Annotated in this window: 5 protein-coding genes; 2 read left to right on the forward strand and 3 right to left on the reverse strand. The window is 53.0% G+C overall.

From position 1 onward, the window contains the following. Both ACETWG_00120 and ACETWG_00125 read left to right on the forward strand, forming a co-directional pair. Positions 1-1019: capsule assembly Wzi family protein (locus tag ACETWG_00120; GenBank protein ID MFB0514994.1), on the forward strand; the 1019-nt coding region annotated here is incomplete at its 5' end. Between the two features lie 125 nt (positions 1020-1144). Next, a complete protein-coding gene (locus ACETWG_00125) occupies positions 1145-2083 on the forward strand; it encodes an NAD-dependent epimerase/dehydratase family protein (protein MFB0514995.1) in 939 nt (312 codons plus the stop codon). Between the two features lie 88 nt (positions 2084-2171). Here ACETWG_00125 and ACETWG_00130 read toward each other — a convergent pair whose 3' ends face one another. The 3 genes from ACETWG_00130 to ACETWG_00140 form a co-directional block, all read right to left on the reverse strand. After that, positions 2172-4586 carry an FAD-dependent oxidoreductase gene (locus ACETWG_00130; protein MFB0514996.1) on the reverse strand — a complete coding sequence of 805 codons (2415 nt, stop codon included), beginning with the start codon at positions 4584-4586 and terminating at the stop codon, positions 2172-2174. A gap of 64 nt (positions 4587-4650) precedes the next feature. After that, positions 4651-6864: a right-handed parallel beta-helix repeat-containing protein gene (locus ACETWG_00135; protein ID MFB0514997.1), complete on the reverse strand. Its 2214-nt coding sequence runs from the start codon at positions 6862-6864 to the stop codon at positions 4651-4653. Beyond that, the coding region (locus tag ACETWG_00140; protein ID MFB0514998.1) for a GDP-L-fucose synthase family protein at positions 6861-7700 on the reverse strand (840 nt) is incomplete at its 5' end. The genes ACETWG_00135 and ACETWG_00140, both read right to left, overlap by 4 nt.

A 7700-nucleotide genomic window follows, 5' to 3' on the forward strand; every position in this document is an offset into this window, starting at 1 on the left:
CCAAGTGGGGGCCGGCGCTTCATTCCATCGTTATCTCACAAAAAGCTCCCACCTACCCTCAGTTCGGCTTCGAATGGAAGCCGAACAGGCGGCTTCGATTTATTTACACTCACGCCGATCTATTCAGTGGAATCGAAGATACCCTGCAAACCCAGTCTGCCGGCCTGCTGGGAGAACGAGTTGTTCACCTGAAGCGCTACCTGGCCACTCATCGCGCTGAATTTTCACTAACGCCCCTGATAACGCTCGGCCTGACCGAGTCGGTTGTTTATGGAGGCAGAGGTATGGAAACCATGTACCTGATGCCCTTCGTCCTATATTTCTCCGCTGAACATTATCTGGGCGACAGGGATAATGTCCTGATGTCGGCTGACCTGGCCGTAAACCTTAAACCGGATCTAAAACTGTACGCTGAATTCCTGGTGGACGAGTGGCGTCCCCAGGAAACTTTCAAGGAGACTAACCGCAACTGGTTTGCCTGGCAGGGGGGAATCGACTGGCAATCCATCCTCGCCCCCAACGACCGCTTTGTATTAGAAGCTACCTGGACCGACCACCGCATCTACCGGCATCGTTACAGCGCGAACGAATACTACAGCCACGAGTACCCTGTCGGACATTGGATCGGACCTCACGCCCAGGCCTTGTATGCTGCTTATGACTTCCCTTTTTGGGGATCCCACTTTATGGTGAGCTTCAATTACGCTAAACGTGGGGAGCTAACAAAACCGATGCTGGAAGACCAATATAGTAGTATGTCCTATGACCGTTTCTCCGGAAAAACGGAGACCCTCCAGACTATTAACCTGACAATTGACCGTAAGGTCCTCCCCAAAGCCTTGCCGAGCTTGTGGGTGGAAATTGGCGTAAGCCATATCCGCTGGTCTAATGCGGGATTCAATCCTTTTAAACCCGAGGCAAATGAACTGGGAGACGTTACCAAAACATCCTACACCTTAGCCTTCTACTACAATTTCCATATCCCGGGATATGACGTCTCGTTTCTGAGTCCTTCATGATTGATGCCTGGCAATTTTGATCTGAATCCCGGAAAATCTCTGGTGATAACGCTGTATAATACAAGGATTGATAGGCTGAGTTATCCGGGGAAACCGGCGTTATATGTACTAATAGAATGGGAAAAATGCGCATTCTCGTAACCGGCGGTGCCGGATTCATTGGCTCCCATGTAGCGGAAAAGTTCCTGGAACTGGGGCACCAGGTCGTGATTCTGGACGATCTCTCCACTGGCAGGCGGGAGAATATCCCGGCGGGGGCCGACTTTATTGAAGGCGATATTAGAGATAACAACCTTGTGCCGGGAATATTTGAGCAGTACAAATTCGATGTCGTGAACCATCATGCCGCCCAGATGGACATCCGCCATTCGGTGGACGATCCCGCTTTCGATGCTCAGGTCAACATTCTGGGTACGATTAATCTTCTGGAATCCAGCATCCGGACCGGCGTAATCAAATTCATGTTTGCCTCAACCGGTGGTGCCATCTACGGTGAGCAAGAATCCTTCCCGGCTGCTGAGGACCATCCGACAAATCCCATTTCGCCTTACGGCATCAGCAAACTGGCCTGTGAGAAATACCTCTTCTACTACCAGGTCCAATTCGGGCTCCAAACCGCCATCATGCGCTACGCCAACGTCTATGGCCCGCGGCAGAATCCCTTCGGCGAGGCGGGCGTGGTGGCCATTTTCTCCCATCGACTTACCAGGGGAGAACAGGTCACTATCAACGGCGACGGATTACAGACCAGGGATTACGTGTACGTAGACGGCGCTGTCGAAGCCAATGTACTGGCCCTGGATTATACCGATTCCATCACCTTCAACGTAGGGACCGGAATCGAGACGGATGTGGTTACTCTGTATGAGCATCTAGCAGCGGCGGCCGGCACTGACCTTAAGCCCCGCTACGGCCCGGCCAAGCCTGGAGAACAGCGCCGCAGTGTACTTTCGCCCTCATTAGCCAAGGCCGCACTCGGCTGGGAACCCAAGGTCAGCCTGAATGAGGGCCTCCAGAAAACCTACCTTTCCTTCGCTCAACACACTGATCCGAAATCCCGATAATATCCTGCTTTCCGTTTCCCAACCATTAATGGCACCAGGTGGCTATCCAGGCAGCTTCCCCTAATCTGTAAGGCCGCCACTATTATTCTTACTCTAAAATTTGGCCATTGGTGAGAAGCTGTTTCTGCAGCCTAGCATATTCCAGCTGTTGCACGCCCACCCCGTCATCAAGTGCCAGGCAGGCAGCCACGGCAGCAGACTCACCGAGAATCATGAAGACCGGTTCCATGCGGATAGAACTATAAGCAATATGGGATGCCGATACACAGATCGGAACAAGCAGGTTGACACATTCATCAGCCTTGGGAACGATGGAATGGTAGCTTATTGGATAGGGCGGGAAGCCGTGTATTTCGATATCCCCTTCATTGCGGACATAGCCTTTCTCATCGACGTAGCGCTGGGTATTGTGCGAGTCAATCCCATAGGCACCCAGCCCCACTGATTCTGGCGCCACTTCCTCTCCACGGCAATTCTTTTCGGTCATGACATAGCTGCCGATCATACGACGGGCCTCGCGGATATAGAGCTGGTGGGGCCAATTGTTATTGTCTACAAATTCGTCTTTGGCTAATCCCCATCGGCTGACTTCCATGCGAATCTCCATCGGGACACGGGGATGGTTGGCCAGGGTCCACATCAAACCTTGCTGGTAGCTGAGGTGCTCGTGTACGATCTCTTCCCGTGACACATAATCGGCCTCAGGATAATCGTAGTTCATCCCGATATTATCAGTTGAAAAGCCCTGGGAATTATTAGTATCAGTTTTACGGTTAGGCAACATGGCTGGCAGCCATGGAATCTGATCGAATCCTGCCGCGTAATACCTTAGCAGGAGCTCATAGCGCAGCGTATCATAGTCTGAAGGTTTCGGGTAAGGGCGCATGTTTTCCGGTACGTCAGTGAGACACATTCGGAAGTTATAGGCCTGCACCCGATGGTCCCCTGATCCATCCAGGCCCGGGGAATCACCGTGCACACCCGGTAACAGACCACTGGCAGTATCTCCAGGAATGATATAGGGATCAACATCAAAGTAGAACTGGTGGTACTTAGCTTGCTGGGTCTGTACTCCGTTTAGCGTTTCTCCATAGATAGCATTGGCCTCCCTGCCCACTGTGTAGGACACTCCGGCTTTAGCCATCAAATCACCTTCATAAGTGGCATCTATGAACATCTCGCCATGGAATACACGCCCCGACTCCATAGTGATAGCGGTGAGCCGATTGTCCTTCTTCTCAACATCCTTGTTCAAATCCAGTCGCTCTCCAAAAATCACCGGTACATTGGTATCGACAATCAGATCCTGAAAGATATATTCCGCAACATGGGGTTCAAAACACCACCAGGATTCTTCATCATTCCAATCGTTGGCGGGCCCGTAATCCTGACGAGCTTCATTGGTCCAGGCACTATCCTGGGCGTAATAATGATATACCCGCTGGTAGAACTCCCTGGAAGTACCGCCGATGGCTAGCTTGTTGCCAATATCGGTCTGGCCCAGTCCACCGGAAGTAAGCCCACCTAGATGCCTCCCCGGTTCGATCATGATAACCGATTTGCCCATACGGGTAACATTAACCGCAGCGATGACTCCCGCCGAGGTGCCGCCGTAGATCACCACATCATAAACCGTCGGCTGGCCGGTCTGTGGCACCCGGATAACCAATCCGAGGGAATCTTTTAAAAAAGCATCGTATCTGTCTCTTGCCTCTACGAACGTAATGAGGGTTTCAGGTTTGGCAGCTATGAACTGAAGGAGTGTATCGTCAACGATGGCTAGGCAATGGTGCCCTGGATAAAAATCGGTGGCACTATCGTTATCAATCCAACGGTTCAGGCAAAGCCGAAGAGTATCTCCTGCCGCCAAGGTGGTATCGACCGATTTGCTAATCACCATCGGTCCGCGGTTTAGGGTGACTACAAGAATTGTATCGACAGGTTGTTGAATGGTAAGGATTGTGTCGGTCACAAGGGGGTGGGAAAATGTCATTTGGATGGCAACGGGGGTTTTCCTCAGGGATTGTGCTTCCCCCTCCCTATAAATAACTAGACCCTGAACACTGCCATGATCTAATAGCACCATCTTCCGAGTCATAACATGCGAAAGGGTACGGAGCTGATAAAAATAAATTCCGGCTGCCAGCGGAATGCCGTTATCACCTACCCCGCCCCATATGGCATGATAAGCGCCTGGCGCAAGCCGGGTAGATCTGTTGACCGACTGTCCCAGAAGGTTGTAAATGCGGATTTGCCCCGACTCTGAAAGCTTGAAGTGGAAAGTTGTAACAGGATTGAAAGGATTGGGATAATTCTGTCCCAGATAAAACGATGAAGCCCTCTGGACTTGATCTTCGGCGCTGAGAATAGCCAAGGTAAAACTGCCATCCAGATCAGTGGTGTCCCGTTGAACCACTTGTTCATCGATTACCAAGGCCACGCGAATACCACCTAAGGGCCTTCCAAGAAGGTCCTCGACCACGCCGGATACTGTCCCGGCCATGATCCTCGTTCCTATGACCAACGATAGAAGAAAAATGCACGCTCTCAGGGGCATATTTCCCCTGTTATTTGTGGTCATGAAGATCCGAAGAGGGGACCTTTCCAGGCCTCGGTAAAAATTTGCGATATCCGTTCAGATACAAGCCTATATCGTGCACAGGTATGGGCCTGAAACCCCGGTCATAGGCGGGAGCGCCATCCTTAAGGTTGACAGCGCTCCCCTCTCGCTGCAGATAGCCCGGCGCCAAGGCGGTATCATTATCCTGAAAGGTCATGTAGCCAGGGTTCGTCGTAAGGTGAAGCCACTGGCCACCGACGGCTACGTTCCGCCGGATCAGGTTACCCTTAGGTAGCTCCGGCCGGTCATCAAGGATCGAGACCAGCTCGGGATAGCGGTTGCTCCAGGGCGGGGTACGGTAGTCTATCTCTTCCAATTTCTGGCGCAGGATTCCACCTGCGGCTACATGTTCTTTCGCCCAACCGGTACCCCGCTCATCAACATAGATGGCTGGGCTAGCGTTCACAAACAGATTGTTCTCCACCACATTGTCCCGGCCCCCGCCAATGAACACGGCAAAGCTCACATCCTTAAAAATATTACCGCTAACAGTGGTGCCGCTGGTGAAGTCATCCAGATAAACCGTTTTCACACTCTGGGTCTGAGTTGCCTTTATATCATGAAAATAATTATACCGGATCACGTTTCCCCGGTAAGTCCAGTTACGTCCCATATAAAAAGCCCCGGCGTCCCCGGTCTCCTCGCAAACGTGATGGACCTCGTTATACTCGATGATATGATCGTTGCCACCCAGAATAATAGCGGCATGGGAGCCCTTGTGGATGAGATTATGTTCAACCCGCTGGCCTACACCACTGATTGATACCGCCGGACGGTAGGTGCGCACCCACCGGCTGTAGTCATAAATGTGATTGTTGCAGGCAAAGTGACCTGACGGGGTCAGTGAATGGTAATCGCCGCCACTTAGCACGATTCCCCCATCTCCGGTGCTGTAAATATCACATCCCACCACCCCATTATCCTCGCCACCAGTTATCGAAACCGCCTGGTTCCCGAGGTTTCGGAATGTGCAGCCGGCAATCAGATTGTGACCTCCATCCCGCATAAGGAGGCCGGGACCCCGTGAGACTTCTATAATAAGGTTACGGAAAGTCACGTGCGATACATCCTCCATCAATATCAGGGGATCTTCCAGGATGGAGACGGACAGCCGGTTATTAACCAAAGGCTCAGGAGGCCAGAATAACAGGAGGCCGGACTGGGTATCTAGATACCATTCACCCGGCCGGTCGAGCTCTTCCGGGATATTAAAAGCGTAATACCGGCCCTTGGGAGCATAGCCGTATACCCCGTGGGGCTCGTGAGTAGCAATCTGCCTGGTCTGATAGTCAATATTGGCCACCTGCTCGTAGGAATCAGCCCATTCCTTCGTCCAGTAACCGTGCAGCCAGACCGCGCCTGGATTCGACCATTTCTCCGGACGACGGCCCTGGTAAGTGAACTTCCCGCCTCCGGAGTCCTTTGGTACGCTCTTGATCTGCGCCCAGCCTTCATTCGGCCATCGCGCCATAGGCATGGCCTTGTCGTCAAAGAAAAGCTCCAGCGCGGCGGGAACAATTGGCCGACCCATACCCCGGGATTCCAGGACACCAAAATCGGTGACACCCTGCGACCTGAGGTCCACTTGCACAACCTGGTCGCGCGCCACCTCAGGCAGTCGCAGGAGCAGATCAGCCTGTTGAACCGGCTCAAAGGTCGTGGGCTCCAACTCGACGCCACCGCTAAGGCGCACTTCCTCATTTCCATAACTGCGGTAGATAATCGGGCAGGCCGGTGTACCGCTATCTTCAATCGTGAGCTGGAAACTCTCGGACAGATAATAGACACCACCGCGCAAATAAACAGTGACGCCACCCTCAGGCATCCGGCCCGAGCGTTGAAGGCCGCGGATCACACCCCTCACATGCTTCAGGGTAGCAAAGGGACCGTCGGTGCTGTCCTCAGTAGCACTGGGCAGGGTCCCCGACCAGGCGTCGTTACCTCCCGGGGAAAGATAGTAGACGATTCCTTCCTGCGGCCATACCAGTGCGCTGAGACCGATAAAAAGAACTAGAAACTTCGGGATGATAAATTGGAAGAATCGCCCGATCAAGTTGAGGCCAATAAGAGAGCGGAAATCTGGTAACCGAAGCCGAAGGCGACGGCATACGGCCAGAACGGATTGGTTACCCTCTTTGATGATCTCGTGTGGGGGGCTCACCTCCGGTACTGGTCCTGATGCTCGACAAACCACGCATAAGTGGAGGCCAGGCCCTCTTTCAGTGAGATAGAAGCGGTCCACCCCATCCGGGTCATCCGGGAAACGTCCAGCAGCTTCTGGGGAGTTCCATCAGGTTTACTGGTATCAAAAATAATTTCCCCTTCATAACCCGCCACATCCCTGATAAGCGTGGCCAGCTCCCGGATACTGATGTCCTTGCCCGCTCCTATGTTTACCAGGGGTGCCTCGGCAGTTGTGTGGGCTCGGTAGACCTCTTCCTCCTGCCTTAAAACAAAGATGCAAGCACGCGCCAGGTCATCCACGTGCAAGAACTCCCGCCGCGGCTTGCCGGTCCCCCAGATTTCAACAGACTCGTCCCCAGCGAGCTTCGCCTCATGGAATCTGCGTATCAAGGCCGGCATTACATGACTGTCCTTCAAATGAAAGTTATCGCCGGGACCATAGAGGTTTGTGGGCATGACCGCTCGGTAATGAGTGCCGTACTGGCGGTTATACGACCAGCACATCTCAATACCGGCGATTTTGGCCACGGCGTACGGCTTATTGGTAGGCTCCAGTTTTCCTGTAAGCAGGTAAGTCTCCTTGATAGGCTGAGGACAATCGCGGGGATATATGCAGGAGGAACCCAGAAAAAGGAGGCTGGTCACTCCTGCCCGCCACGCCTCGTGGATCACGTTGGTCTGGATAGCCAGGTTGACTTGGATGAATTCAGCTGGGTAGGTGTTGTTGGCGTGAATGCCCCCAACTTTCGCTGCCGCTAGGAATACGTGATCAGGACGTTCGGCTGTAAAAAAGTCCCGAGTAGCGGCTTGGTC

This window comes from Candidatus Neomarinimicrobiota bacterium (genome assembly GCA_041862535.1).
Taxonomy (GTDB): domain Bacteria; phylum Fidelibacterota; class Marinisomatia; order SCGC-AAA003-L08; family TS1B11.